Here is a 23,119-nt window from a genome sequence, read left to right on the forward strand (position 1 = left end):
GTCGTCGTGTACACCGAGGTCTTCGACCTGTGCCTCCCCTTTTCGGGGCGGGTGCCGAACCCGGCCGACGGCACGACAGCGGGAGCAGACCTCTCGATCTGCGTTGATGTGAGACACGGCGCGTCGTTGTCCGCCGAAACGTATGGATATCGTGCTGGTGCACGGTGGTTCCCATCACGAACAGGCACGGATGCCGCCGCGACGACCCGAACCCGACCCCGACCGGCCGGGTTCACGACAGCAGGAGGACACGGTGACCACGGACCCTTGGGGCCGCGTAGACGAAGACGGCACGGTCTATGTGCGCACAGGCGAAGGCGAACGGGTCGTCGGATCCTGGCAGGCGGGCGCGCCAGAGGAGGCCCTGGCCTTCTTCCGACGCAAGTACGACTCTCTGGTCACCGAGGTGGAGTTGCTGGAGAAACGGCTCCGCAGCACGGACCTGTCCGCCACCGCGGCGATGGCCAACATCGACAAGCTGCGCACGGCGGTCAAGGACGCGAACGCGGTGGGTGACCTGGACTCACTGTCCCAGCGACTGGACAAGCTGGCCGACCGCGCCGAGGAGCGCAAGGTCGAGCAGAAGCAGGCCCAGGAGCAGGCCCGCAGCCAGGCTCGCGAGATCAAGGAGCGGATCGTCGCCGAGGCCGAACGCGTCGCGGTGGAGACCACGCACTGGAAGTCCGGCGGCGAGCGCATGCTCCAGCTCATCGAGGAGTGGAAGAAGGCCCCCCGGGCCGACCGCCCCACCGAGCAGGCCCTGTGGAAGCGCATGTCCGCGGCGCGCAACTCCTTCTCCAAGCGGCGCAAGACCTACTTCGCCAATCTGGACCAGCAGCGCGAGGGTGTGCGCGCCGAGAAGGAGCGCATCGTCTCCGAGGCAGAGGCCCTCTCGAACTCCACGGACTGGGGGCCCACCGCCCGGGCCTACCGGGACCTGATGCAGCGGTGGAAGGCCAGCGGCCGAGCCGACCGGAGCAGCGAGGACAAGCTGTGGGCCCGCTTCAAGGCCGCCCAGGACGTCTTCTTCGACGCGCGCAACGCGACCTTCGCCGAACGCGACGCCGAACTGCGGGTCAACGCCGAGGCCAAGGAGCGCATCCTGGCGGAGGCCAAGGACGAGATCCCGGGTATCTCCGACCCGCGCCGTGCCCGCGCCCGTCTGCGTGACTTCCAGGAGGCCTGGGAGGAGGCCGGTGAACTGCCCCGGGACGTACGGGACCAGCTGGAGGGCGCGTTCCGGCAGATCGAGGACAGTGTGCGCCGGGCGGAAGACGCGGAGTGGGAGCGTACGAGCCCCGAGGCACGTGCCCGCGCCAAGGACACCGTCGACCAGCTGTCGACGGCGATCGCGGGGCTGGAGGCCAAGCTGGAGAAGGCCAGGGCCGCCGACGACGCCCGCCGGATCAAGGAGCATGAGGCCGCTCTGGAGGCCCGCCGCTCCTGGTTGGCCGAGGCGGAGAAGGCTCTTGACGAGATGAGCTGACGCTCCGCAGGAAAGACCGAGGGCCGCACCCCCGAGCAGGGGTGCGGCCCTTTCGCGCTCTCGGGCCTCGTGGCCGGGGGCGCTAGCTGTCGTCCTCCTCCGTGGCGGGGCGGCGGCGACCGATCACCATGGCGCCGATACCGGTCAGGGCCGCCAGGAGGCCGCTCACCGCCGGGACCGCGGCGGACGCACCGGTCTGCGCGAGGACGGGCTCGGCATCGTGTTCGGGGGCCTCGTGCTTGGGGTGCTCGGGCCGGTCATGGTCCTTGCCGTCGTGGCCATCGTGACCGTCGTGACCGTCGTGGCCATCGTGACCGTCCTTGCCGTCCTTGCCGTCCTTGCCGTCCTTGCCGTCCTTGCCGTCCTTGCCGTCCTTGCCGTCCTTGCCGTCCTTGCCGTCCTTCCCGTCCTTGCCGTCCTTCCCGTCCTTGCCGTCCTTCCCGTCCTTGCCGTCCTTGCCGTCCTTGCCGTCCTTCCCGTCCTTGCCGTCCTTGCCGTCCTTGCCGTCCTTCCCGTCCTTCCCGTCCTTGCCGTCCTTCCCGTCCTTCCCGTCCTTCCCGTCCTTCCCGTCCTTGCCGTCCTTCCCGTCCTTCCCGTCCTTGCCGTCCTTCCCGTCCTTCCCGTCCTTGCCGTCCTTCCCGTCCTTGCCGTCCTTGCCGTCGTGGCCGTCGTCGCCATCGTGGCCGTCGTCGCCGTCGTACCCATAGGACTTGCCGGGCTTGTCCCCGCCGAGTTTGCCGGGCTCGCTCTCAGCCGAGGCCGCGGTGCTCTCGGCGAGATCCTGCGCGGGAGCCGGGGCGGGCTCCGGGGGAACCTCAACGGGCTCGACCGGGCGCGCCGGCTGCTCCGGCATCGCGTTCTCGACAACCTGGGGAAGCTCGACCTGAACCGGACCGGCAGGGGCCGTGTCCGCCGGGACGACCGGCTGGGCGACCGACTCGACGGCCTGCTCGACACGGAGGGTGTCGTCGGCGAGCGCCGGGGTCATCCCCCACAGGAACGGGGCCACGATCGCGGCGCTTGCGGAGACAGCGGCCATGCGGATCAGGCTGCGGGCGCTGACGGTGGATTCGGGTGCCTTGGGCGTGTACTTGGAGCAATAGTTCATACGAGGATTGTGCACAGATCACTACTCAAAGTGACTAAGCAACATCAGCAAGTCCCGGAAAAAAGTGGCAAACCGTCGATACACGCCGATGGGCCGCACCCAGGAGGGTGCGGCCCATCGGCCCGGTCTAGCGGTGCGCGTCCAGATGGTAGACGGGCGCCCGCTCCGGCAGAGCGGCGACATCGGCCACGGGATCCGGACCGGAACCACCGGGCGCCTCCGCCACCGGACGCGGCTTCCTCGTGCCCCGGTAGCGCAGAAAGCCGCCGACGGTGACCGCGGCGGAGAGGACGAGGAGCAGTCCAGCCGCCACCCAGGCGAACGGCAGTACGCGATGGACCTGGTGCACGGAGGAGGTGCAGGAGGCGAGTTCGGCCTCGGCCCCCGGACGCAGACACACGGTGGTGACCGGCTGCCGCCCCCGCTCGGGCGCCTCGGTGATCTCGGCGACCGCCGAGAGAACGGCGCGCTCACCCGGCTCCAGGGGCTGGTCCCACTCCGCCCGACCCGTCTCGACCCCCTCGGGGACACCCGAGACGTAGCGCATCGAGGACGGCAGGTATTGCACGACCTGGGCCCCGGGCGCAGCCTCGTACCCGGCGTTGCGCACCCTGATCGTGTACTCCACCCGGTCACCGGCACGGAGCGGTTCCTCCGCTCGCTCCTGGACGGTGACGTACAGGCTCCCCGCCCCAGGGACCGGCCCCTCGTCCTCCTGCACCGGCTGCCCGGGCGCCGCGATCAACGCGGCCAAACCAACTGCCGACACCACCGCTGGCACGGCCATGGTGCTCCCCCTCCGCATGGCGGCACAACTAATGACTTTCTGTATTTATTTGATAACACAAAGTAGTCATATTGGGCGTGTGCCATGCGGAGCCCCCGAACACACCGAAGGCGGGCGGCCGCGTACGGCCACCCGCCCCCGGGCGGATGCGTCCCCGGTCAGAGCCCCACGAACGACCGCAGCGCAGCGGCGCGGTCGGTGCGCTCCCAGGTGAACTCCGGCAGCTCACGGCCGAAATGGCCGTAGGCGGCGGTCTTGGAGTAGATCGGGCGCAGCAGGTCGAGGTCGCGCACGATGGCGGCGGGACGCAGGTCGAAGACCTCCTTGACCGCCTTCTCGATCAGCTCCGGAGCCACCTTCTCGGTGCCGAAGGTCTCGATGAACACACCCACCGGGTGCGCCTTGCCGATCGCGTAGGCCACCTGGACCTCGGCGCGCTCGGCCAGCTCCGCGGCGACGATGTTCTTCGCGACCCAGCGGGTGGCGTAGGCCGCGGATCGGTCCACCTTCGACGGGTCCTTGCCCGAGAAGGCGCCGCCGCCGTGGCGGGCGTAGCCGCCGTAGGTGTCGACGATGATCTTGCGGCCGGTCAGACCGGCGTCGCCCATCGGACCGCCGATCTCGAAGCGACCGGTCGGGTTGACCAGGAGACGGTAGTCGTCCGACTCCAGACCGTATGCGGCCACAACCGGCTCGATGACGTGCTCCCGGATGTCCGGGGTCAGCATCTCCTCGAGGTGGATGTCCGCGGAGTGCTGGCTGGAGACCACGACGGTGTCCAGACGGACCGGGGTCTGGCCCTCGTACTCGACGGTGACCTGGGTCTTGCCGTCGGGCCGCAGGTAGGGAACCGTGCCGTTGCGACGCACCTCGGAGAGCCGCTCGGAGAGCGCGTGCGCCAGCTTGATCGGCAGCGGCATGAGCTCGGGGGTCTCACGGTTGGCGTAGCCGAACATCAGACCCTGGTCACCAGCGCCCTGCCGGTCGAGGACATCCTCCTCGTGCTCGACACGCGCCTCGTAGGCGGTGTCGACACCCTGGGCGATGTCAGGGGACTGTGCGTCGATGGAGACGTTGACCCCGCAGGAGTCACCGTCGAACCCCTTGGCGGAGGAGTCGTATCCGATCTCGAGGATCTTCTCGCGCACGATGGCGGGGATGTCGACATAGGTCTGAGTGGTGACCTCACCCGCGATGTGGACCTGACCGGTGGTGATCAGCGTCTCGACCGCGACCCGACTGCTGGGGTCGCTGGTGAGCATCGCGTCGAGGATCGCGTCACTGATCTGGTCGGCCATCTTGTCGGGATGGCCTTCGGTGACCGACTCGGAGGTGAAAAGGCGGCGGGACACGTTGCGTGACTCCTTGCAGCGGCTGCTGGCTGACATGTGTCGGGCGGTTTCGCTCCTCCACGGCTCCTGCCGGGGCGGCAATACCGACCGACGCGGTTGGTTATTCGTCCACTGTAACCGGACTGGTGGGGGTGGGCGCCCACTGCTCGGCCTCCTCAGCCGTGCACGGACACCCGAAGGAAGTCTGTCGTACTCAGCGGTAGGAATCCAGCGTGGCGAGCAGGAGATTTACCTCCCCTCCACCGCCCCTCCACCGCCGACCGGGGCTCAGCCCGGGAGCCGTTCGGCCACCAGGTCCCACACCCGGTCGGCGAGGTCCTCCTTCGGCCCCGTGGGGACGTCCACGACGGTTCCGTCGGCGCCCAGGACGGTCGCCTGGTTGTCGTCGGTACCGAACGCCCTCCCCCCACCTACCTGGTTGACCACGAGCAGGTCACAGCCCTTCCGGGCCAGTTTGGCCCGGCCGTTGGAGATCACGTCGTCGGTCTCCGCGGCGAAGCCCACGATGGCCTGGGCGAGCCCCTCCCTCTCCCGGGAGGCGACCAGCCCGGCGAGGATGTCGGGGTTCTCCGCCAGTTCGATGGGGGCCGGCGCCGTACCGGACTTCTTGATCTTGGAGGCGACGCTGTTCACCGGGCGGAAGTCGGCTACCGCAGCGGTCATCACCACCGCGTCGGCACCGATCCGCTCGGCCTCCACCGCCTCGGCCAACTCCACCGCTGAACCCACTCTCACCAGGCGTACGCCGGCGGGGTCGGGCAGGCTGACGTTGGCGGCGACCACGGTCACGTCGGCGCCACGGGCGGCGGCGGTCCGCGCCAGGGCGTACCCCTGCCGCCCCGAGGAGTGGTTGCCGATGAAGCGGACCGGGTCGATGGCCTCGCGGGTGCCCCCGGCGGAGATCAGCACGCGCTTACCGGTGAGGTCGGGTTCCACGGCCCCGCGGCGGAGCACGAGACGGGCGGCCTCGAACAGCTCTGCGGCCTCCGGCAGCCGCCCGCGCCCGCTGTCGGCACCGGTGAGGCGGCCCACGGCCGGATCCAGGACCAGGGCTCCGCGCGAGCGCAGCGTCGCCACGTTGGCCCGGGTCGCCGGGTGCTCCCACATCTCGGTGTGCATCGCCGGGGCGAACACGACCGGGCAGCGGGCGGTGAGGAGGGTGTTGGTCAGGAGGTCGTCGGCCAGACCGGCGGCCGCCTTCGCCAGGATGTTGGCGGTGGCGGGCGCGACGAACACGAGATCGGCCGACTGGCCGATGCGCACGTGCGGAACCTCGTGGACCCGGTCCCACACGCCGGTGTCGACGGGTTGGCCGGACAGGGCGGCCCAGGTGGGCTCACCGACGAAGCGCAGGGCGTCGGCGGTGGGTACGACCCGGACACGGTGGCCCGACTCGGTCAGCCGACGAAGCAGATCGCACACCTTGTAGGCGGCGATGCCCCCGCCGACTCCGAGGACCACCTGGGGAACGGATTCTGTGTCACTCACACAAGGAGTTCTACCAGGCCCGCAGCCCGGCGCTTCCCGGGGACCGCCCCCGGGGACGACGGCGCCCCCCGCACGCCCCTGATGGGCGCCGCGGAGGGCACGCGGTGTACGACACCGACCCCGTGGGGTCGGCGAGGGATCAGGCGCCCTCGTACGGCTCCGCGGTGAGCAGACCGGACTTGACCTCGCGCAGGGCGATGGACAGGGACTTCTCCTGGACCTGGGTCTCCACCAGCGGGCCGACGTACTCCAGCAGGCCCTCGCCGAGCTGGGCGTAGTAGGCGTTGATCTGGCGGGCCCGCTTGGAGGCCATGGTGACCAGGCTGTACTTGCTGTCGACGCACTCCAGCAGGTCGTCGATCGGCGGGTTGGTGATGCCTTCGGCGACGGGCTCGGTACCAGCCACTTTGTTACCCCCAGGGACGGTCTCCGGCTCGTCGAAAGCCGTGACGTTGGTTGGATGGAACGGTTCTCGGGGCCCGAGGCGGGGCGCCGCAGCCGGGGCCGGCGCGGCCGCTATCACACCTTGGGCGCGGTCATCAACGCTAGCAGCTCGTCGCACACTTCCTGTACGGACGTGTTGACCAGGGTCGTGTCGAATTCCTTCTCCGCGGCAAGCTCGACCTTGGCGACCTCCAGCCTGCGCTGGACGACCTCGTCGGACTCGGTGCCGCGGCCGGTCAGCCTGCGTACCAGTTCCTCCCAGGAGGGCGGTGCGAGGAAGACGTGCAGGGCGTCGTCCATGGAATCGCGCACCTGGCGCGCGCCCTGGAGCTCGATCTCCAACAGCACGGGCACCCCTTGGGCGAGCCGTTCCTCGACGGGGCCGCGCGGGGTCCCGTAGCGGTTGCCGGCGAACTGGGCCCACTCCAGGAGCTGGTTCTCGGCGACGAGGCGGTCGAACTCCTCGTCGGTGACGAAGTAGTACTGGACCCCGTCCTGCTCACCCGGCCTGGGCTTGCGGGTGGTCACCGACACCGAGAGCCACACGTCGGGGTTGACCTGGCGCAGGTGTGCGACGACCGTGCTCTTTCCCACGCCGGAGGGGCCGGAGAGGACGGTCAGCCGCTTCTCGGCCGGTCGGGACTGGTCTGCGGTCTGCGCAGGCATGTGAGATCAGGCTTCCATTCGGCTCTCCGCCGCGCGGTGGGCCGCGGGCGGGCCTGGGTGCGCTGCCTGTGGCCGGGCTCGCGGTCCGACGCGTCACCGCGCGGGCGGCTCGTGCTGGCGTTGTGGTGCGCAGCGTACGGTCGCGGGAAGCTCCCTTTATACCACCGAGCCACGGCGCGACGGACGGAGTGTGACCTGGGGCCCACCCGTCCGCCGACCGCGGCGCCGGGTACTGCTCACCGCCTGCCGCCGCCTTGACTGCGACGGCCCCGCGCGACTGTGGGGGACGCGACGGGTGCGGTGTCGGCCGGTCCCAACGGACCGGTGTTACTTGGTGAGGTCGCCGAACTCGCTCTCCAGGGCGGCGCGCTGGTTGGTACCCAGGCCCCGGACACGGCGCGACTCAGCGATGTTGAGCCGCTCCATGATCTGTTTGGCGCGCACCTTGCCGACACCGGGGAGGGATTCCAGCAGAGCCGAAACCTTCATCTTGCCGATGACGTCGTCCTTGAGGCCGTTGGAGAGCACCTCGGACAGCGAGATGCCGCCGTTCTTCAGCTTGTTCTTGACCTCCGCACGCTCTTTTCTGGCCTTGGCGGCCTTCTCGAGAGCCGCGCTGCGCTGCTCGGGTGTGAGGGGAGGAAGGGCCACGCCGGGTCACCTCGGATTTCTACTCGTTTGTAGAGGGCGGACGCCTGCGCAAGTTAGTAGGTCTGACCCCTGTTAGGCAACGTAAAGTGCCCTTTCAAGGGCTATTTCATCGAAGGAACTACACAGGGTTACCGGTCCATTGCTTTAAGAGACGAAAAACAGGACTTTGGTCCCGATTGATGACCAGGGGAAGCGTGTCACCAGCGCAGGTCACCCAGCGGTGACGCGGGTCACCCTTTGCCATGGTTTTCTGGTTTCGGACAGACCCAATTAGTAACCGTCCGTGACCCACAACTGGGAGTGATGAGGCGGGTGCGCCGAGAACGCCCGCCCTCCCCTCTCCCCGCCGGAACAGCGCAGCCCACGGGCCCGCGGAACCGGCCGAAGGATCAGACACGGACCCCGGCACGCCGTACGGCCGCCGCGATGGAGGCCGCCGCCGCACCGGGGTCCGCGGCACGGGTGATCGGACGACCGATGACCAGAAGGTCCGCCCCTGCCTCGATCGCCTCCTCCGGGGTGGCCACCCGGGACTGGTCGCCCGTGTCCGCCCCGGCCGGACGTACGCCCGGGGTGATCAGGGTGACGTCCGGGCCCACCTCGGCACGCACGAGCGCGACCTCCTGCGGCGAGCACACCAGTGCGCGCGCACCCGCGCCCACCGCGAGCACCGCCAGGCGTCGCACCGCGTCCCGTGCCGGACCGAGCAGCCCCACCTGCTCCAGGTCCGTCTCGTTCATGGAGGTGAGCACCGTCACCGCCGCGATCTTGGTGTCCGGTGCCGCCTCCACCGCGGCCCGGACCATGTCCGCTCCCCCACCCGCGTGAACCGTCAGGATCGAGGGCCGCAGGCCCGCCACGCTGCGCGCCGCACCGGCGACGGTGGCGGGGATGTCGTGCAGCTTCAGGTCCAGGAAGACGCCGACACGGTTGGCGCCGCGCACGGCGCTGATCACCTCGGGGCCGTACCGCAGGTACAGCTCCAGACCCACCTTCACCGTGCTCACGTGCGGTGCGACCGAGGAGGCCCAGGTGGCCGCGGTCTCGATCTCGTTGGCGTCGATCGCGACGGCGATGGGCGCGGAGGGCGCGGTCATGTCGGTATCTCCAATCGTGTGCCACCGGCGGTCGACGCCGGCGACTGAAGCATCCGCCAGTATTTACGTCTGCGATTACAGACGCACCGGCCGATGCACGTCCACTGTCATGTGCACACCATCAGGTGTGCGATTCCCCGGATGGGGCGCTTCATGCACCCATCCCGTGTCACTTCCCCGTAACGGCCACTGAAACGACTCTGGGGACACTTTCCCAACGAACCCAGCCCCCGGTCCCGAATGCACCCGTTCGGCCACACAGAGCCATCTCAGGGCCGTTCAGGCCGGTCAGGGCGCTATCGATCCGTGAAGCCGTCGTCACACACCGGTTCCCGACCGGTGCGCGGCCCCCACCACGTCCGAGGCCCTGGAAACCCCCCTGGTGTCCAGTGCCTCGGTGAACTCCCTCAGCACCCGCACACACGCCGAGGGGTCGGCGAAGTTCACCGTCCCCACCGCCACGGCGCTCGCCCCCGCAGCCATGAACTCCAGGACGTCGGTCCCGGTACGCACCCCGCCCGTCCCGATGATCGGCACCTCGGGGAAGGCCTCGTGGACCCGGTAGACGCACCCCACCGCCAGGGGGCGGATCGCCGGACCGGAGAGCCCGCCCATCCCCCCGGCCACCGCCGGGCGCAGGGTACGGGTGTCCACACTCATCCCCCGCAGGGTGTTGATCATGGTCAGCCCGTCGGCACGGGCCGCGACGCAGGCCCCGGCGAGCTCGACGACGTCGGGGACGTCCGCGGCGAGCTTGGCCAGGACCGGCACGTCGGAGCGGGCGTGTGAGCGCACCGTCTGCACCACCGCCGCGGCCTGGGCCGCGTCGTCGGCGAAGTGGCGCCCCGCCGGGTCGGCCGGGTTCGGGCAGGAGAGGTTGACCTCGATGGCTCCCACCCCCTCCGCCTCGGAGACCCGTCTGGCCAGCTCGCCGAACTCGCCCGCGCCCGACCCCGCGAGGGAGACGATCGCCCTCCCCCCTCGGGAGAGCAGCCACGGCAGGTCGCGTTGGAGGAACACGTCGATCCCCGGCCCCTGCATACCCGTGGCACTGAGCATCCCGCTGGGGGTCTCCGCCATACGCGGCGCGGGTCGACCCGCACGCGGCTCCAGCATCAACGACTTGGTGGTGACGGCGCCGATCTCCGCGATGTCGAAGAACTGCGCCAGCTCGCGCCCCGACCCCGCGCACCCGGCGGCGGTCACCACCGGGTTCGGGAGTCGCAGGGAGCCCAGTCTGGTCCTGAGGTCTGCGTTCACTTGCCTTCGCTCACTCGTGGCCGGTCAGCACGGTCCTGCTGTGGTCTCTACGGCGCTGGGATCAGGCGATGTCGCGGGCCGACTCGGCGGCACGGGCCGCGCTGGACCCCTTCCAGCCGGGCGCGCCCAGGGCGTCGAAGGGGATCGTGCCGACATCGTCGAAGCGCACGTGTTCGCCCCGGAAGACCGGGCCGTCCACGCAGGAGCGCACCATCCGGGTGATGCCGTCCTCTCCCACCACCGGGATCACGCAGCTCATACAGATACCGACACCACACGCCATGGTCTCCTCCACCGCGACCTGCACGGGGAGCCCGTGGCTGCCCGCCACGGCCGTGACCGCGCGCAGCATCGGCATCGGTCCGCAGGCGTAGACCGCGTCGGACCTGGCCTCCTCGATCACCCGGCCCAGCACGTCACAGACCCGGCCGCGTGTGCCGAAGGAGCCGTCGTCGGTGGTGAAGGCGGCGGTTTCGGCAATACGACGGGCGGTGATGGCGCTGAACACACGATCGGCGGAGGTCGCGCCCAGCACGAAATCCACCCGACAGCCCCGACGGCGCAGCGACTGCGCGAGCGGGAACAGGGGCGCGCTCCCGGAGCCCCCGCCCACCAGCACACAGTTGACCGGGTCCCGGGGCAGCGGGAAGGGGCGGCCGAGGGGGCCGACCACGTCGAGCAGATCGCGCGATCTTCGTTCGGCCAGCCAGGCGGTCCCGCTACCGCGCACCGCGAACAGGAACTCGACGGTGCCGCCGTAGTCGGGCTTGACGTCGTGCACGGCGAAGGGGCGGCGCAACAGGGTGCTGGAGTGGTCGCCGCCGACCGCCACCGACACGAACTGCCCCGAGCGGAACCGTTCGGCGATACCCGGAGCGACGACGGTGATGGCGTAGTAGGCGTCCACCCTGCGCACGTTCAGCACGGGACACCTGGTCTGCACCGGTCCGTTGTCGCTCATGTGTCCTGGCGGCCTCTCTAGAACTCGGCTGTGCGGCCCGGGCGCCGCGGGGTCCCCGCGGCGCCCGGGCCATACCTGCTGTGGGCCCGTGTTCCGCTCGGGCCCGGGCTGGCTACAGCCTAGGAGCTCCGGCGACTCGCCGTGAGCGTCCGGGCGTGCTCCTGGAGGGAGCGCACCCCGACGTCGCCGCGCACACGGGCCTCGATCGCCTGCACAGCGGCGGCCAGACCCTGCACGGTGGTGACGCTGGGCACCCCCCGCACGATGGCGGCGGTCCGGATCTCGTACCCGTCCAGGCGGGGACCGGCCTGGCCCGCGCTGCCGAACGGGGTGTTGACGATCAGGTCGACGTCACCGTCGTGGATGAGCTGCACGATGGTGGGCTCGCCCTGGGGACCGACACCCGTGCTGTGTTTGCGCACCACGGTGGCGTGGACCCCGTTGCGGCGCAGCACCACGGCGGTGCCCTCGGTGGCCAGAATCTCGAAGCCGAGGTCGGCCAGCCGCTTGACCGGGAAGATCATCGAGCGCTTGTCGCGGTTGGCGACCGAGACGAAGACCTTGCCCCGGGTGGGTACCGTGCCGTTGACCGCCAGCTGGGACTTGGCGTAGGCCGAACCGAACTCGGTGTCCAGGCCCATGACCTCACCGGTGGAGCGCATCTCCGGGCCCAGGACGGTGTCGACGCCCTCGCCCTCCTTGTTGATGAACCGGTTGAAGGGGAGCACGGCCTCCTTGACCGACACCGGGGCGTCGGCGGGCAGGTCGCCGCCGTCGCCCTGGGCGGGCAGCATGCCCTCGGCGCGGAGCTCGGCGATGCTGCTCCCGGCCATGACGCGGGCGGCGGCCTTGGCCAGCGGCACCGCGGTGGCCTTGGAGACGAAGGGCACGGTGCGGGAGGCGCGCGGGTTGGCCTCCAGGACGTTGAGGACGCCGGAGGCCAGCGCGTACTGGACGTTGAGCAGGCCCCGCACCCCGGTACCGCGCGCGATGGCCTCGGTGGAGTAGCGGATGCGCTCGATGTCCTCGCTGCCCAGGGTGATCGAGGGCAGGGTGCACGCCGAGTCGCCGGAGTGGATCCCGGCCTCCTCGATGTGCTCCATGACGCCGCCCAGGTAAAGGTCCTTGCCGTCGTAGATGGCGTCGACGTCGATCTCGATGGCGTCGTCGAGGAAGCGGTCGATCAGGACCGGGTGCTCGGGGCTGACCTCGGCGTTGCGCTCGATGTAGTCGGCGAGCATCTTCTCGCTGTAGACGATCTCCATGCCGCGGCCGCCCAGCACGTAGGACGGGCGGACCATGACCGGGTAGCCGATCTCGTCCGCGGCGACCTTGGCCTCGGCGAAGGAGTAGGCCATGCCGTACTTGGGCGCGGGCAGTCCGGCGTCGGCCAGGACCCTGCCGAAGGCGCCGCGGTCCTCGGCCAGGTCGATGGCCTCGGGGCTGGTGCCGATGATGGGCACCCCGGCGGCCTTGAGGCGGCGGGCCAGGCCCAGCGGGGTCTGGCCGCCGAGCTGGACGATGACCCCGGCGACCGGTCCGGCGGCCTGCTCGGCGCGCACGACCTCCAGCACGTCCTCCAGGGTGAGCGGCTCGAAGTAGAGCCGGTCGCTGGTGTCGTAGTCGGTGGAGACGGTCTCGGGGTTGCAGTTGACCATGACGGTCTCGAACCCGGCGTCGGAGAGCGCGAAGCAGGCGTGGACGCAGGAGTAGTCGAACTCCACGCCCTGGCCGATGCGGTTGGGCCCCGAGCCCAGGATGATGATCTTGGGCTTGTCCCCGGTGGGGACCTCGGTCTCCTCGTCGTAGCTGGAGTACAGGTACGGCGTCTGGGCCTCGAACTCGGCGGCGCAGGTGTCCACGGTCAGGTAGACGGGGTGGATGCCCAGGGCGTGCCGGAGTTCGCGGACCACGTCCTCCGACTTGCCGGTGATCTCGCCGATCTGGACGTCGGAGAAACCGAGGCCCTTGGCCTCGCGGAGCAGGTCCGCGTCGAGCTTGCCCGCTCCGGCCAGGACGCGGGCCATCTCCTCCAGGCGCAGCATCTGGTCCAGGAACCAGGGGTCGATCTTCGTGGACTCGTGCAGTTCCTCCACCGTGGCTCCGGCGCGCAGGGCCTGCTGGACCTGGCGGAGCCGGTGCTCGGTGGGCTGCGCGGCGCGGCGCAGCAGCTCGTCCTTGTCACCGGGCTCGCCCGCCCAGGTCAGGCCGACACCCGCCTTCTCCAGGGAGCGCATGGCCTTCTGCAGGGCCTCGGGGAAGGACCGGCCGATGGCCATGGCCTCGCCCACCGACTTCATGGTGGTGGTCAGGGTGGGGTCGGCGCCGGGGAACTTCTCGAAGGCGAAGCGAGGGACCTTCACGACCACGTAGTCGAGCGTGGGCTCGAAGCTGGCCGGGGTCTCCCTGGTGATGTCGTTGGGGATCTCGTCCAGCGTGTAGCCGACGGCCAGCTTGGCGGCGATCTTGGCGATCGGGAAGCCGGTGGCCTTGGAGGCCAGCGCCGAGGAGCGGGACACCCGGGGATTCATCTCGATGACGATGATCCGGCCGGTGGTGGGGTGGACGGCGAACTGGATGTTGCAGCCGCCGGTGTCCACCCCGACCTCGCGGATGACCGCGATACCGATGTCGCGCAGCTTCTGGTACTCGCGGTCGGTGAGGGTCATGGCCGGGGCCACGGTGATGGAGTCGCCGGTGTGCACGCCCATGGGGTCGAGGTTCTCGATGGAGCACACGACCACGACGTTGTCGTTGGTGTCGCGCATCAGCTCCAGCTCGTACTCCTTCCAACCGAGGATGGACTCCTCCAGGAGCACCTCGGTGGTCGGGGAGAGCGTGAGGCCCTGACTGGCCATACGGCGCAGCTCGCCCTCGTTGTGGGCGAAGCCCGAACCGGCGCCGCCCATGGTGAAGGACGGGCGCACCACGACCGGGTAGTTCAGCTCCTCGGCGGTGTCCAGGCACTCCTGGAGGGTGTGGCAGATACGCGAGCGGGCGGACTCGCCGCCGATGCGCTCGACGATCCGTTTGAAGCTCTCCCGGTCCTCGCCGGACTGGATGGCCTCGATGTTGGCGCCGATGAGCTCGACGTCGTACTTGGCCAGGATCCCGGCCTCGTCCAGGTCGACGGCGGCGTTGAGCGCGGTCTGCCCGCCCAGGGTGGGCAGGAGCGCGTCGGGGCGCTCCTTGGCGATGATCTTCTCGATCATCTCGGGGGTGATCGGTTCGACGTAGGTGGCGTCGGCGATCTCCGGGTCGGTCATGATCGTGGCCGGGTTGGAGTTGACCAGGATGACCCGCAGGCCCTCGGCCCGCAGGACACGGCAGGCCTGAGTGCCCGAGTAGTCGAACTCGGCCGCCTGCCCGATCACGATCGGACCGGAGCCGATCACGAGGACGGATGAAAGGTCACTACGGCGCGGCATGCTCTGTTCCTCTTACTACTTGGCAGCCGGTGCGGGCTGGTCGGACATCAGGTCGACGAACTCGTCGAAGAGCTCGGCGGCGTCGTGGGGACCCGCGGCGGCCTCCGGGTGGAACTGGACGCTGAAGACGGGGCGGTCCAGCAGCCGCAGGCCCTCGACGACCTGGTCGTTGAGGCCGATGTGGCTGACCTCGGCCCGGCCGTAGGGGGTGTCGAAGGGGGCATCGAGCGGGGCGTCGACGGCGAAGCCGTGGTTCTGGCTGGTGATCGCGACCCTCCTGGTACGGGTGTCGATGACCGGCTGGTTGACGCCCCGGTGGCCGAAGGGCAGCTTGTAGGTGCCCAGGCCCAGGGACCGGCCCAGGATCTGGTTGCCGAAACAGATACCGAAGAGCGGCTTCCCGGAGTCCAGGACGCCGCGCATGGCCTCGACCGGGTGGTCCGCGGTGGCGGGGTCCCCGGGGCCGTTGCTGAAGAAGACGCCGTCCGGGTCGAGCGCGAGGATCTCCTCGGCGGTGGCGGAGGCGGGCAGCACGGTGACCCGGCAGCCGCGCTCGGCCAGCCGCTGGGGCGTCATCGCCTTGATCCCGAGGTCGACGGCGGCGACGTGGAAGCGGGTCGCCACCCCCTCGGGCGGCAGGATCTCGTAGGCGCCGTCGGTGCTGACCTCGGCGGCCAGGTCGGAGCCGGCCATGCGGGGCTGCTCCAGGATGCGGGCGAGCAGCGCCTCGGGGTCGATCTCGACGGTGCTGATCGCCGCGCGCATGGCGCCGCGGTCCCGCAGGTGACGGGTGAGGGCCCGGGTCCCGGTGAGGGCGATGCCGACCACGTTCTGGCGGCGCAGTTCCTCGTCGAGCGTGCGCTGGGCGCGCCAGTTGGAGGGGATGCGCGCGGGCTCGCGGACGACGTATCCCGCCACCCAGATCCGGCCGGACTCGGGGTCGTCGTCGTTGACCCCGGTGTTGCCGATGTGCGGCGCGGTCATCGCCACGATCTGGCGGTGGTAGGAGGGGTCCGTGAGGGTCTCCTGGTAGCCGGTCATCCCGGTGTTGAAAACGGCCTCGCCGAAGGTCTCGCCGGTGGCACCGAAGGATCGGCCGCGGAACACACGCCCGTCCTCGAGTACCAGAATCGCCGGCCCACCGGTCTCCTCGGACACGTTTCCCCCCTCTGTGCCACCAGGACTGGCCTGGGTGCCTTTGTTCACTGTGCTCAATTGATCTTCCCCTCCAGGACGGTGGGCGCGCCGCGCAGGAACGTGGCGCGGACCCGGCCGGGCAGGGTCATCCCCCGGAACGGGGTGTTGCTGCTCTTGGTGGCCATGGCCGCCCCGTCGACGTCGACGGGCGCCTCGGGGTCGTACAGGACGACGTTGGCGGGTTCACCGACCGTCAGGCCGCGGCCGTGGCCGCTCACCCGGCCGATGCGGGCCGGAGCGGCGGACATGCGGTCGGCGACCTGGGCCCAGGTGAGCAGGCCGGTGTCGACCATCGTCCGCTGCACGACCGGCAACGCGGTCTCCAGGCCGACCATTCCCATGGCGGCCGTGGACCACTCGGTCTCCTTGGCCTCCACCGGGTGGGGGGCGTGGTCCGTGGCGACGATGTCGATCGTTCCGTCGGCCAGGCCCTCGCGCAGCGCCTGGACGTCCTCGGCGGTGCGCAGGGGAGGGTTGACCTTGTAGATGGGATCGTAGCTCTCCACCAGGTCGTCGGTGAGGAGCAGGTGGTGCGGGGTGACCTCCGCGGTGACCTCGCAGCCGCGCTCCTTGGCCCAGCGGATGATGTCCACCGAGCCCTTGGTGGAGACGTGGCACACGTGCAGGCGCGATCCGACGTGCTGGGCGAGCAGGCAGTCACGGGCGATGATCGCCTCCTCGGCGACCGCGGGCCAGCCGGGCAGGCCGAGCCGGTCGGAGACGCAGCCCTCGTTCATCTGGGCGCCCTCGGTGAGGCGGGGCTCCTGGGCGTGCTGGGCGATGACGCCGTCGAAGGCCTTGACGTACTCCAGGGCCCGGCGCATCAGCAGAGCGTCCCAGACACAGATGCCGTCGTCGGAGAAGACCCTGACCTGGGCGGCGGAGTCGGCCATCGCGCCGATCTCGGAGAGCTGTTCGCCCGCCAGGCCGACGGTGACGGCGCCGACGGGGCGCACGTCACAGTATCCGGCCTCACGGCCCAGGCGCCAGACCTGTTCGACCACGCCGGCGGTGTCGGCGACGGGGTCCGTGTTGGCCATGGCGTGTACGGAGGTGTAGCCGCCCATCGCGGCGGAACGGGAGCCGGAGGCGACGGTCTCGGCGTCCTCGCGGCCGGGTTCGCGCAGGTGGGTGTGCAGGTCCACGAGGCCGGGCAGGGCGATCAGGCCGGTGGCGTCCACGACCTGGGTGCCCTCGGGGGCCTGCAGGCCGGATCCGGTCTCGGCGATCAGGCCGTCGACGAACAGCAGGTCGACGGGGTCGCCGCCGAGCGGGCGGGCTCCGCGGACCAGGTGCGGTCCCTTGGTATGGGGCATCGGGGTGTCGGCTTTCTCGTGTTCGGTGGAAATGAGGTTCGTGGGCGTCCGGGCTGCGGGAAGCTCACCGGGCGCGGGTGTCGGGTCCGTTCGGGCGCCGGGCCGTTCGGGCGCCGGCAGGGTCGGCTAGGAGCCGCCGAGCAGCAGGTAGAGCACGGCCATGCGCAGGCTGACACCGTTGGCGACCTGCTCGGTGACGGTACAGCGGGGCGAGTCGGCGACCTCCGCGGAGATCTCCATTCCGCGGACCATCGGGCCGGGGTGCATGACGATGGCCTCGGCGGGCATCCGGTTCAGGCGCTCTCCGTCGAGCCCGTAGTTGCGGCTGTACTCGCGGACCGAGGGGAAGAAGGAGTCGCGCATGCGCTCGGCCTGGACGCGCAGCATCATGACCACGTCGGACTTGGGCAGCACCTCGTCGAGGTCGTAGGAGACCTCGCACGGCCAGGTGTGCACCGAGACCGGGAGCAGGGTCGGCGGGGCGACCAGGGTGACGTGTGCGCCCAGGGTGGTGAGCAGCAGCACGTTGGAGCGGGCGACCCGGCTGTGCAGGATGTCGCCGACGACGGCCACGCGCAGGCCCTCGAGGCGCCCCAGGCGGTCGCGCATGGTGTAGGCGTCCAGCAGGGCCTGGGTGGGGTGTTCGTGGGTGCCGTCGCCCGCGTTGAGGACGGACCCGTCCACCCAGTTGGCCAGGCGGTGGGCGGCCCCGGAGGCGCTGTGCCGGATGACGACGGCGTCGGCTCCCATGGCCTGCAGGGTGAGCGCCGTGTCCTTGAGGCTCTCGCCCTTGGAGACACTGGACCCCTTGGCGGAGAAGTTGATGACGTCGGCGGACAGACGCTTGGCCGCCAGCTCGAAGGAGGTCCGGGTGCGGGTGGAGTCCTCGTAGAAGAGGTTGACCACGGTGCGGCCGCGCAGGGTGGGGAGCTTCTTGACGGAGCGGTCCCCGACCTGGGCGAGCTCGGCGGCGGTGTCCAGGACGAGGGTGGCCTCGTCGCGGCCGAGGTCTCCGGCGGACAGCAGGTGGCGCATCAGTCGTCCCCTTCGGTGGTGGCGGGCGACGTGTCGGGGGAACCGGGCCGCGGGCCGCCCTTGAGGCCGCCCTTGATGGTGGTGGCGGGCGAGGGGCGGGAGGGTCCGAGGAGGACCGCGTCGTGGCCGTCGGTCTCGTCCAGACGGACGGTGACGCTCTCCCGCAGGGAGGTCGGCAGGTTCTTGCCCACGTAGTCGGCGCGGATGGGCAGTTCGCGGTGGCCCCGGTCGACGAGGACGGCGAGTTGGACCGCGCGGGGGCGGCCGAGGTCGCCGAGCGCGTCGAGGGCGGCGCGGACGGTGCGGCCGGAGAAGAGGACGTCGTCGACGAGGACGACGACGCGGTCGTCGAGTCCGCCGGCCGGGATCTCGGTCCTGCCGAGAGCGCGGGCGGGAGCCAGCCGCAGGTCGTCGCGGTACATCGTGATGTCGAGGGAGCCGGTGGGGACGCTGAGGTCCTCGACCCGTTCGATGCGCCGGGCCAGGCGCCGGGCGAGCGGTACGCCGCGTGAGGGGATGCCCAGGAGGGTGACGTCCTGGCCGCCCTTGGTGCGTTCGAGCACCTCGTGGGCGATACGGGTCAGTGCCCGGTTGAGCTCGTTGCCGTCGAGGACGGCTCTGGTGCCTTCGGGCACCTCGGGTGCGTCGGGATCCGGCGCGGAACCCACATCACCTTTTGTTGATTTTTGCGCACGCAAAGTAATGACCCCTTCCCTGCCTCACAGAACAGGTCGTTAAAGGATGTCGATCGGGCCCACGCTACCAGCGCGGACGGAGGAGCCCTCGGGCTCGTTCCACAACCCGAGACCATGGATGTGATGCTAGTCACATCCCATGCCACCGTTTTCCCAGCTAAGGGTATTCATTTCATGACACTACGGATTCGCACCCCACGGGGAGGAAACACGAAATTCCCTGCAGGAGCGGGCTTTCCGCCCTCCAGACGTGCCCTACTCGCCCCAACTGGTCCACAAATGAGAGCCGTCTCACCTACGCACGGTTTGGCCACTGATTAGTCGCGTTTCACACCAACGGCTTGACCTGGACACCAGCCCCCCTCTACCGTCACTGTCTGTAACCACTACCGGGTGGGGTTGCACCCCGTGACCATCCGCTGGACCGCCCAGGCGGCCCGCCGAGTACGAGCGGACGTCTCCCCACTCACGCCAGCCACCGTCACGGCCGGGAGCGACAAGAAAATGCCATCCGAATACGCCAAGTCCCTCGGTGCGCGACTGCGTGCCATCCGCACCCAACAGGGCCTGTCCCTGCACGGGGTGGAGGAGAAGTCCCACGGACGCTGGAAGGCCGTCGTGGTGGGCTCCTACGAGCGTGGCGACCGCGCCGTCACCGTGCAGAAGCTGGCCGAGCTGGCCGACTTCTACGGGGTGCCGATGTCGGAGCTGCTGCCCGGCGGCGCCGCACCCACACCTCTGGGCCCGACACCCAAGCTGGTCATCGACCTGGAGCGCATGCAGCAGCTCCCGCAGGAGAAGGCGGGACCGCTCTCCCGCTACGTCGCCACCATCCAGAGCCAGCGGGGCGACTACAACGGGCGGGTGCTCTCCATCCGCCAGGAGGACCTGCGTTCACTCGCGGTCATCTACGACAAGTCCCCCGGGGACCTGACCGAGGAGCTCATCAACTGGGGCGTCCTCGACCCGGAGGCACGTCGCGCCGTCGACGCCTTCTAACAGCGGCGACCGCACACACGCGGACCACGAAAGCCGGGTGGCCCCTCAGCCGGGGCACCCGGCTTTCGCGCGCCCGGGGCCCGGGGCACCCGTGTCAACGCCGGGCGCCGGAACGGCCCCCGGAGCGCAGCACGACCGGGCGGGGGCTTCCCCTCCCCTGCCCGGCCGCGCCTAACCCCGCCGGTCGAACCGGCGGGCTCGTCGAACTCATGTTCGACAGAAACCAGTTAACACTCCTCCGGCTCGGGGCGTCAAGGAGACCCGCGGGGGCAACGGCGACCGCGGCCCGCCCGCCGGAACCACCAGCGGCGGCGGAGCCCGAGGTCTAGTCTGGGGACGTGGCAGCCGACACCGAGTTGCGCGAACTCGCGCCCCCAGCGTTCACGCACGCCGTCCCGGCGCTCCTGGAGATCTACGGGGCCGCCATGCGCCCGCCGTCCGCGCAGCTCCCGGGGCGGGCCGCCGTCATGGCCGAGCACTCCCGCCACCCCGGGTTCAGGTCGGTGGTGGCGCTGCACGACGAGCACCCGGTGGGCTTCGCCTACGCCTTCCACGGCCGCGCGGGGCAGTGGTGGCACGACGTCGTCACCGAGGGGCTGCGCGCCCACGGGCGTTCACGGCACGTGGGCCGCTACCTCGCCGACCCCCTGGAGATCGCCGAGGTGCACGTCCACCCCGAGGCGCAGAACCGCGGCATCGGACGTTCGCTCCTGCACGCCCTGTGTTCGGGACGCACGGAGCACACCGCGGTGCTGTCCACCCGTACGGGCCCCTCCGCGGCGCGCCATCTCTACCGTTCGTGCGGGTTCGTCGAGCTCCTGGAGTCCTTCTCGTTCCCCGGATCGCCCGACCAGCCCTTCGCGATCATGGCCGCCCGGCTTCCGCTCGCCGGGCCCGGGGACCGGCGACCTCCCGGTAGATCTGCCTGGTGGCCGTGGACTGGTTCGAGGTGATGAAGTGGATGCCCGGTGCGCCCTCGGCGAGCAGCCGCTCGCACATGCGCTGGGCGTACTCGATACCGAAGGCCCTCACGGCCTCGGTGTCGTCGCCGAAGCTCTCGAACTTCGCCGCCAGGGCGCGCGGGAACGGGGCCCCCGACAGTTTCTCCGAACGCGGGATGAACGACGTGCGCACCACGGGGAAGACCTCGGGGATGAGGGGGACCTCGCAGCCGCGGGCCGCCACCCGGTCGCGCAGGCGCAGGTAGTCCTCGGGGTCGAAGAACATCTGGGTGATGGCGTAGTCGGCACCGGCCTCGCACTTGCGTACGAAGTAGTCGGTGTCGGTCTCCACGTCGGCGGAGCGGGGGTGCTTGTAGGGGAAGGCGGCCACGCCCACGCAGAAGTCGCCGCTCTCCTTGAGCAGCCGCACGAGCTCCTCGGCGTAGGTGAGCCCCTCCGGGTGACTGACCCAATCGCCGTCCGGGTCCCCGGGCGGGTCGCCCCGCACGGCCAGCATGTTGGACACCCCGGCGTCGGCCAACCGTCCGATGAGGTGGCGCAGTTCGGCCACGGAGTGGTCCACCAGCGTCATGTGCGCGACCGGCAGCAGGGTGGTGTCGGTCGCGATGCGCTCGGTGGTCTCCACCGTCATACCCCTGGTGCTGCCGCCCGCGCCGTAGGTGACCGAGACGAAGGAGGGGCCCAGGGCCTCGATCTCGCGGATCGCCCGCCACAGACGCTCGTTGGCCCCGGGAGTCCGGGGCGGGAAGAACTCGAAGGAGAACATCGGCTCACCCGAGTCGAGGAGCTCACGGATATGACGCGGCTTCGAGGCCGGGGTTCGGGGCGCCACAGGGTGGGTCGGTGCAGCCAACATGCCACCAATCCTAGGCGAGCCCCCTCCGGTGGCCGGACACCGAGTCCCATTTGGTGAGACCCGAGGAGCCGAAACCGTCTCTTTCCCAGAATGTGAGCAGGTTTCAGTGCCTTCGCCGAAAAACCTTCCAGATAAAGAGACGCCATCGTCTCGGGAGCGACTTCGGACGCCCTGTCCGGGGTGGGACGCGCTGAACGCCGCAGGGGCGCCCGCCCCGTCGCGGACAGCCGATAATGTGCAGGGTATGGCCGTCTCCTCCGCTTTCTCAGCCGCCTCCGTCATCCGTTCCGACGTGGACCGTGAACTCTCCTCCTTCTGTGCCTCGCACCGCGAGCAGCTGTTGGAGGTGGGAGAGGAGCTGGCCCCGGCGATGGACTCCCTGGAGGCCATGGTCTCCGGCGGCAAGCGCCTGCGCCCCACCTTCGCCCACTGGGGGTGGCGCGGAGCCGGCGGCGGCGCCGGTGACGAGCGGATGGTCCGGGCCGCCGCCTCCCTGGAGTTCCTCCAGGCCTGTGCGCTGGTCCACGACGACGTGATCGACAACAGCGACACCCGGCGGGGACGGCCCGCCACACACAAGCGCATGGCCGGACTGCACGCCGACCGCGGCTGGAACGGTGACAGCGAGGAGTTCGGCAGGGGCGCCGCGATCCTCATCGGCGACCTGTGCCTGGCCTGGTCGGACGAGATGTACCAGGCGAGCGGCTTCGCACCGCAGACCCTCCGCGAGGGCAGGGTCCCCTTCGACGCGATGCGCACCGAGGTGATGGCCGGTCAGTACCTGGACACCCTGGAGCAGGTCCGGGGCACGGCCAGCCGCGAGGCCGCCCTGCGGGTGATGCGCTACAAGACGGCCAAGTACACGGTGGAGCGGCCCCTGCACCTGGGCGCCGCCCTGGCCGGGCGCCACGAGGAGTTGGCCGGGGTCTACACCGCCTACGGCATCCCCCTGGGGATCGCCTTCCAACTGCGCGACGACGTGCTCGGGGTGTTCGGCGACCCGTCCACCACGGGCAAGCCCGCCGGGGACGACCTGCGCGAGGGCAAGCGCACCCTGGTCGTGGCCGAGACCCTGGCCCGGTCCGGTTCCGCCGACGCCGAACGCTTCCGGAACCTGTTGGGCGCCCCCGACCTGGCGGTGGAATCAGTGGAGTGGATGTGCGGCCTGATCGAGTCCTCCGGGGCCCTGGCCGCCTGCGAGTCGATGATCTCCGAGTACACCGGGCAGGCCCTCGACGCCCTGGAGAGCCCTGAGCTGGACGAGTCCGCCCGCGGACCGCTGGGCGAGCTGGTCGTGGCCGCGACCCGGCGCTCGCACTGATCCGTCGCCC

At 70.3% G+C, this 23,119-nt stretch carries 20 protein-coding genes; 4 read left to right on the plus strand and 16 right to left on the minus strand.

Annotation, left to right across the window (positions count from 1 at the left end; all coding sequences use genetic code 11):
* The first annotated feature begins 253 nt into the window (after nt 1-253).
* Nucleotides 254-1,486: a DUF349 domain-containing protein gene (locus ACUKCB_RS11915; protein ID WP_473040569.1), complete on the plus strand. Its 1,233-nt coding sequence runs from the start codon at nt 254-256 to the stop codon at nt 1,484-1,486.
* A gap of 82 nt (nt 1,487-1,568) precedes the next feature.
* Here the strand turns inward: ACUKCB_RS11915 and ACUKCB_RS11920 are convergent, their stop codons facing one another.
* From ACUKCB_RS11920 to pyrR, 15 genes are all read right to left on the minus strand, one after another.
* Nucleotides 1,569-2,594, minus strand: a complete 1,026-nt coding sequence (locus tag ACUKCB_RS11920) for a hypothetical protein (protein WP_473040570.1) — start codon at nt 2,592-2,594, stop codon at nt 1,569-1,571.
* A 127-nt stretch (nt 2,595-2,721) separates the two neighbouring features.
* Nucleotides 2,722-3,381, minus strand: coding sequence for a hypothetical protein (locus tag ACUKCB_RS11925; protein ID WP_473040571.1), 660 nt, complete (start codon nt 3,379-3,381; stop codon nt 2,722-2,724).
* Nucleotides 3,382-3,539: 158 nt separating this feature from the next.
* Nucleotides 3,540-4,733 carry a methionine adenosyltransferase gene (metK, locus tag ACUKCB_RS11930; protein ID WP_191273764.1) on the minus strand — a complete coding sequence of 398 codons (1,194 nt, stop codon included), beginning with the start codon at nt 4,731-4,733 and terminating at the stop codon, nt 3,540-3,542.
* A gap of 267 nt (nt 4,734-5,000) precedes the next feature.
* Nucleotides 5,001-6,194 (minus strand): bifunctional phosphopantothenoylcysteine decarboxylase/phosphopantothenate--cysteine ligase CoaBC, encoded by a 1,194-nt coding sequence (coaBC, locus tag ACUKCB_RS11935; protein WP_473040983.1) that lies wholly within the window; start codon nt 6,192-6,194, stop codon nt 5,001-5,003.
* A 166-nt stretch (nt 6,195-6,360) separates the two neighbouring features.
* Nucleotides 6,361-6,627, minus strand: coding sequence for a DNA-directed RNA polymerase subunit omega (rpoZ, locus tag ACUKCB_RS11940; RefSeq protein ID WP_191273558.1), 267 nt, complete (start codon nt 6,625-6,627; stop codon nt 6,361-6,363).
* Between the two features lie 113 nt (nt 6,628-6,740).
* Entirely contained in the window at nt 6,741-7,331 is a 591-nt protein-coding gene (gene gmk / locus ACUKCB_RS11945; protein WP_473040572.1) for a guanylate kinase, read from the minus strand.
* A 327-nt stretch (nt 7,332-7,658) separates the two neighbouring features.
* Complete coding sequence (gene mihF / locus ACUKCB_RS11950; RefSeq protein ID WP_017546565.1) at nt 7,659-7,982, minus strand: integration host factor, actinobacterial type; 324 nt, start codon at nt 7,980-7,982, stop codon at nt 7,659-7,661.
* A gap of 389 nt (nt 7,983-8,371) precedes the next feature.
* The gene (pyrF, locus tag ACUKCB_RS11955) at nt 8,372-9,079 is read right to left on the minus strand and encodes an orotidine-5'-phosphate decarboxylase (RefSeq protein ID WP_473040573.1); all 708 of its coding nucleotides are present in this window, start codon (nt 9,077-9,079) and stop codon (nt 8,372-8,374) included.
* A 318-nt stretch (nt 9,080-9,397) separates the two neighbouring features.
* Nucleotides 9,398-10,339 carry a dihydroorotate dehydrogenase gene (locus ACUKCB_RS11960; protein WP_473040574.1) on the minus strand — a complete coding sequence of 314 codons (942 nt, stop codon included), beginning with the start codon at nt 10,337-10,339 and terminating at the stop codon, nt 9,398-9,400.
* 61 nt (nt 10,340-10,400) lie between these two features.
* Nucleotides 10,401-11,300, minus strand: a complete 900-nt coding sequence (locus ACUKCB_RS11965) for a dihydroorotate dehydrogenase electron transfer subunit (RefSeq protein WP_473040575.1) — start codon at nt 11,298-11,300, stop codon at nt 10,401-10,403.
* Nucleotides 11,301-11,419: 119 nt separating this feature from the next.
* Nucleotides 11,420-14,728: a carbamoyl-phosphate synthase large subunit gene (carB, locus tag ACUKCB_RS11970; RefSeq protein ID WP_473040576.1), complete on the minus strand. Its 3,309-nt coding sequence runs from the start codon at nt 14,726-14,728 to the stop codon at nt 11,420-11,422.
* Between the two features lie 15 nt (nt 14,729-14,743).
* On the minus strand, nt 14,744-15,886 hold the full coding sequence (gene carA, locus ACUKCB_RS11975; protein WP_473040577.1) for a glutamine-hydrolyzing carbamoyl-phosphate synthase small subunit: 1,143 nt from the start codon (nt 15,884-15,886) through the stop codon (nt 14,744-14,746).
* A gap of 53 nt (nt 15,887-15,939) precedes the next feature.
* Nucleotides 15,940-17,241 carry a dihydroorotase gene (locus ACUKCB_RS11980; RefSeq protein WP_473040578.1) on the minus strand — a complete coding sequence of 434 codons (1,302 nt, stop codon included), beginning with the start codon at nt 17,239-17,241 and terminating at the stop codon, nt 15,940-15,942.
* Between the two features lie 126 nt (nt 17,242-17,367).
* Nucleotides 17,368-18,276: an aspartate carbamoyltransferase catalytic subunit gene (locus ACUKCB_RS11985; RefSeq protein WP_473040579.1), complete on the minus strand. Its 909-nt coding sequence runs from the start codon at nt 18,274-18,276 to the stop codon at nt 17,368-17,370.
* Complete coding sequence (gene pyrR, locus ACUKCB_RS11990; RefSeq protein WP_473040580.1) at nt 18,276-18,944, minus strand: bifunctional pyr operon transcriptional regulator/uracil phosphoribosyltransferase PyrR; 669 nt, start codon at nt 18,942-18,944, stop codon at nt 18,276-18,278. Before pyrR ends, ACUKCB_RS11985 begins: the two co-directional genes overlap by 1 nt.
* Before the next feature lie 531 nt (nt 18,945-19,475).
* On the opposite strand from pyrR, the gene bldD reads away from it, so the two are divergent.
* Together bldD and ACUKCB_RS12000 are read left to right on the plus strand one after the other, a co-directional pair.
* On the plus strand, nt 19,476-19,970 hold the full coding sequence (bldD, locus tag ACUKCB_RS11995) for a transcriptional regulator BldD (RefSeq protein WP_013154123.1): 495 nt from the start codon (nt 19,476-19,478) through the stop codon (nt 19,968-19,970).
* A gap of 338 nt (nt 19,971-20,308) precedes the next feature.
* Entirely contained in the window at nt 20,309-20,923 is a 615-nt protein-coding gene (locus tag ACUKCB_RS12000; protein WP_473040581.1) for a GNAT family N-acetyltransferase, read from the plus strand.
* On the opposite strand, the gene metF is transcribed toward ACUKCB_RS12000, so the two are convergent.
* Nucleotides 20,835-21,764: a methylenetetrahydrofolate reductase [NAD(P)H] gene (gene metF / locus ACUKCB_RS12005; RefSeq protein WP_473040984.1), complete on the minus strand. Its 930-nt coding sequence runs from the start codon at nt 21,762-21,764 to the stop codon at nt 20,835-20,837. The genes ACUKCB_RS12000 and metF overlap by 89 nt on opposite strands.
* 268 nt (nt 21,765-22,032) lie before the next feature.
* On the opposite strand from metF, the gene ACUKCB_RS12010 reads away from it, so the two are divergent.
* Nucleotides 22,033-23,109 (plus strand): polyprenyl synthetase family protein, encoded by a 1,077-nt coding sequence (locus ACUKCB_RS12010; protein ID WP_473040582.1) that lies wholly within the window; start codon nt 22,033-22,035, stop codon nt 23,107-23,109.
* Nucleotides 23,110-23,119 lie beyond the last annotated feature (10 nt).

The sequence above is a fragment of the Nocardiopsis moroccensis genome (genome assembly GCF_055763695.1).